2 rRNA genes are annotated in these 4,762 nt (G+C 50.6%); both read right to left on the bottom strand.

From position 1 onward, the window contains the following. Positions 1-22: 22 nt before the first annotated feature. Positions 23-2,961: ribosomal RNA gene (locus DW1_RS14665) — 23S ribosomal RNA — on the bottom strand. A gap of 156 nt (positions 2,962-3,117) precedes the next feature. Next, positions 3,118-4,647 (bottom strand): 16S ribosomal RNA (locus DW1_RS14660). Together the 16S and 23S rRNA genes form the textbook arrangement of a ribosomal RNA operon. Positions 4,648-4,762: the final 115 nt, after the last annotated feature.

Genomic DNA, 4,762 nt, shown 5'->3' with positions numbered 1-4,762 from the left:
AAAACTACACAGCGTACATATTCTGGTCAAGCCCTCGACCTATTAGTATCGTTTAGCTTAAAGCATTGCTGCTCTTACACCTACGACCTATCAACCAGTTAGTCTTTCTGGGGTCTTACTCTGTTAACCAGATGGGAAATCTCATCTTGAGGGGGGCTTCGCGCTTAGATGCCTTCAGCGCTTATCCCTTCCAGACTTGGCTACTCAGCCATGCCCTTGGCAGGACAACTGATACACCAGTGGTCTGTCCATTCCGGTCCTCTCGTACTAGGAACAGCTCCTCTCAAATTTCCTACGCCCACGACAGATAGGGACCGAACTGTCTCACGACGTTCTGAACCCAGCTCGCGTGCCTCTTTAATGGGCGAACAGCCCAACCCTTGGAACCTACTTCAGCTCCAGGATGAGACGAGCCGACATCGAGGTGCCAAACCTCCCCGTCGATGTGGACTCTTGGGGGAGATAAGCCTGTTATCCCCGGGGTAGCTTTTATCCGTTGAGCGATGGCCCTTCCACTCGGTGCCACCGGATCACTAAGTCCAACTTTCGTTCCTGCTCGACTTGTTGGTCTCGCAGTCAAGCTCCCTTCTGCCTTTACACTCTTCGCACGATTTCCGACCGTGCTGAGGGAACCTTTGAGCGCCTCCGTTACTTTTTAGGAGGCGACCGCCCCAGTCAAACTGCCCAACTGACAGTGTCCCAAAACCAGTTTCATGGTCTATGGTTAGAACTTCAGTATCATAAGGGTGGTATCCCAACGGTGACTCCGCCAAGGCTGGCGCCCTGACTTCTCAGTCTCCCACCTATTCTGTACATATGATACCAAAATCCAATGTCAGCTTGCAGTAAAGCTCCACGGGGTCTTTCCGTCTAGTCGCGGGTAACTCGCATCTTCACGAGTACTACAATTTCACCGGATCTCTTGTTGAGACAGTGCCCAGATCGTTACACCTTTCGTGCGGGTCGGAACTTACCCGACAAGGAATTTCGCTACCTTAGGACCGTTATAGTTACGGCCGCCGTTTACTGGGGCTTAAGTTCATACCTTCGCTTTCGCTAAGCATTCCCCTTAACCTTCCAGCACCGGGCAGGTGTCAGCCCCTATACTTCATCTTTCGATTTAGCAGAGACCTGTGTTTTTGGTAAACAGTCGCCTGGGCCTATTCACTGCGGCCAAAGAAGGCTTACGTGGCTAGCACTTCACCTCCCTTGGCACCCCTTCTCCCGAAGTTACGGGGTTAATTTGCCGAGTTCCTTAACAAGAGTTCTTCCGCTCATCTTAGGATTCTCTCCTCGCCTACCTGTGTCGGTTTGCGGTACGGGTACCATTTGGCTCGATAGAAGCTTTTCTTGGCAGTGTGGAATCAGTTAGTTCGCTACTTTAATTTCGCTCCCCATCACTTCTCGGAATTGTGTCTACGGATTTGCCTATAGACACTTCCTACCGGCTTGGGCACACTCAACCAACGGTGTGCTTAACCTATCCTCCTGCGTCACTCCTTTTCTCAAACGCCTCTTGGTAGTACAGGAATTTCAACCTGTTGTCCATCGCCTACGCCGTTTGGCCTGGGCTTAGGTCCCGACTAACCCTGAGTGGACGAGCCTTCCTCAGGAAACCTTAGGCTTTCGATGGGTGAGATTCTCACTCACCTCTCGCTACTCATGCCAACATTCTCTCTTGTATACAGTCCACTACTCCTTTCGGTATAGCTTCTGCCCGTATACAATGCTCCTCTACCGATACTTAACGTATCCCACATCTTCGGTGACAAGTTTGAGCCCCGGTAATCTTCGGCGCAAGACCACTCGACCAGTGAGCTATTACGCACTCTTTGAATGTATGGCTGCTTCTAAGCCAACATCCTGGTTGTCTGTGTAGTCTTACATCCTTTCCCACTTAACTTGCACTTTGGGACCTTAGATGGTGGTCTGGGCTGTTTCCCTTTCGACTATGAAACTTATCTCCCATAGTCTGACTCCCAAGTATATGACTGTGGCATTCGGAGTTTGATAGGTTTTGGTAACGCATAAGCGCCCCTAGACCAGTCAGTGCTCTACCTCCACGTCACTTCCCTTGAGGCTAGCCCTAAAGCTATTTCGAGGAGAACCAGCTATATCCGAGTTCGATTGGAATTTCACCGCTACCCACAGGTCATCCGATAGCTTTTAAACGCTAAACGGTTCGGTCCTCCATTGAGCTTTACCTCAACTTCAACCTGCCCATGGGTAGGTCACCCGGTTTCGGGTCTACGACATGCAACTTATCCGCCCTATTAAGACTCGGTTTCCCTGCGGCTCCGTACCTTAAGTACTTAACCTTGCTGCATATCGTAACTCGTTGGCCCGTTCTACAAAAAGTACGCGGTCGTTCATGTATAGAACTTCCACTGCTTGTAAACATAGGGTTTCAGGTTCTTTTTCACTCCCCTCCCGGGGTTCTTTTCACCTTTCCCTCACGGTACTATTCTCTATCGGTCACTAGGTAGTATTTAGCCTTGGGGGGTGGTCCCCCCTGCTTCCCACAAGGTTTCACGTGTCTCGTGGTACTCTGGATCTCGGCTGGTGGTGGTTTCGTTTCGTATACTGGACTGTCACCGTCTGTGGTGGGCCTTTCCAGACCTCTTCTACTACAAAACCTGCCTACCGTTTTGCCGGTCCGCAACCCCGGTAAAGTTACCTTCACCGGTTTGGGCTCTTCCCCGTTCGCTCGCCGCTACTTAGGGAATCGATGTTTCTTTCTCTTCCTCAGGGTACTTAGATGTTTCAGTTCCCCTGGTCTGCCTTCTATCTACCTATGGATTCAGTAGATGATACCTAAGGTTCTCCTTAGGTGGGTTCCCCCATTCGGATATCTACGGATCGTAGCCTACTTGCGGCTCCCCGTAGCATTTCGGTGCTTATCCCGTCCTTCTTCGGCTCCTAGTGCCAAGGCATTCACCCTATGCTCTTAGTATCTTGACCAGTTATAATTGTAGTTTTATAATCATTTTGATTTTAAAACCTTTTGTTACGCTGTGTAGTTTTCAAGGTACATTCGGTATTTAGTTACTTTTGTTTCTAAATACCCTTTGAGAGTTGATCTCTCAAAACTGAACAGTGAGAAGTTGTTCTCCTTAGAAAGGAGGTGATCCAGCCGCACCTTCCGATACGGCTACCTTGTTACGACTTCACCCCAATCATCGATCCCACCTTCGACAGCTGCCTCCAAAGGTTAGCTCACTGGCTTCGGGTGTTACCGACTCTCATGGTGTGACGGGCGGTGTGTACAAGACCCGGGAACGCATTCACCGCGACGTGCTGATTCGCGATTACTAGCAACTCCGACTTCATGTAGGCGAGTTGCAGCCTACAATCCGAACTGGGATCGGCTTATTGGGATTGGCTAAACTTCGCAGTCTCGCTTCCCGTTGTACCGACCATTGTAGCACGTGTGTAGCCCAGGACATAAGGGGCATGATGATTTGACGTCATCCCCACCTTCCTCCGGTTTGTCACCGGCAGTCCCTCTAGAGTGCCCAGCTTTACCTGATGGCAACTAAAGGCAAGGGTTGCGCTCGTTGCGGGACTTAACCCAACATCTCACGACACGAGCTGACGACAACCATGCACCACCTGTCTCCTCTGTCTCCGAAGAGAAAGGACTATCTCTAATCCGGTCAAAGGGATGTCAAGCCCTGGTAAGGTTCTTCGCGTTGCGTCGAATTAAACCACATGCTCCGCTGCTTGTGCGGGTCCCCGTCAATTCCTTTGAGTTTCAGTCTTGCGACCGTACTCCCCAGGCGGAGTGCTTAATGCGTTAGCTGCGGCACTGATGGGTGTCCCCACCAACACCTAGCACTCATCGTTTACGGCGTGGACTACCAGGGTATCTAATCCTGTTCGCTACCCACGCTTTCGTGCCTCAGCGTCAGTTGCAGTCCAGAGAGTCGCCTTCGCCACTGGTGTTCCTCCTAATATCTACGCATTTCACCGCTACACTAGGAATTCCACTCTCCTCTCCTGCACTCAAGCCTCTTAGTTTCAAATGCTAACTACGGTTAAGCCGTAGCCTTTCACATCTGACTTAAAAGGCCGCCTACGCACCCTTTACGCCCAGTAATTCCGGATAACGCTCGCCCCCTACGTATTACCGCGGCTGCTGGCACGTAGTTAGCCGGGGCTTCCTCCTAAGGTACCGTCCTCTTCTTCCCTTAGGACAGAGCTTTACGACCCGAAGGCCTTCTTCGCTCACGCGGCGTCGCTGCATCAGGGTTTCCCCCATTGTGCAATATTCCCCACTGCTGCCTCCCGTAGGAGTCTGGACCGTGTCTCAGTTCCAGTGTGGCCGTTCACCCTCTCAGGCCGGCTACTGATCGTCGCCTTGGTGAGCCGTTACCTCACCAACTAGCTAATCAGACGCGGGACCATCCTATACCGATAAATCTTTGACTCATGTATCATGCGATACTAGAGTTTTATGGGGTATTAATCCCGGTTTCCCGAGGCTATCCCCCTGTATAGGGCAGGTTTCCCACGCGTTACTCACCCGTCCGCCACTAACTACTTTAAATTCCATCCGAAGACTTCCTTTAAAGCAGTTCGTTCGACTTGCATGTGTTAAGCACGCCGCCAGCGTTCATCCTGAGCCAGGATCAAACTCTCATAAAAAAGTTCTTTGTCTCCTGTCACTCGTAAATGACGTTGACTTTATTTTAAGCGCATCTCAAAATTTACATTTTGGATGTTTGTGTTTTCTTCTCACTGTTCAATTTTCAAAGACCAA

Origin of the sequence: Proteiniborus sp. DW1, assembly GCF_900095305.1 — a bacterium.
In the GTDB taxonomy this organism is placed as follows: domain Bacteria; phylum Bacillota; class Clostridia; order Tissierellales; family Proteiniboraceae; genus Proteiniborus.
The sequence above is the reverse complement of the archived record's forward strand: the minus strand, read 5'-3'. Positions and strand labels throughout refer to the sequence as shown.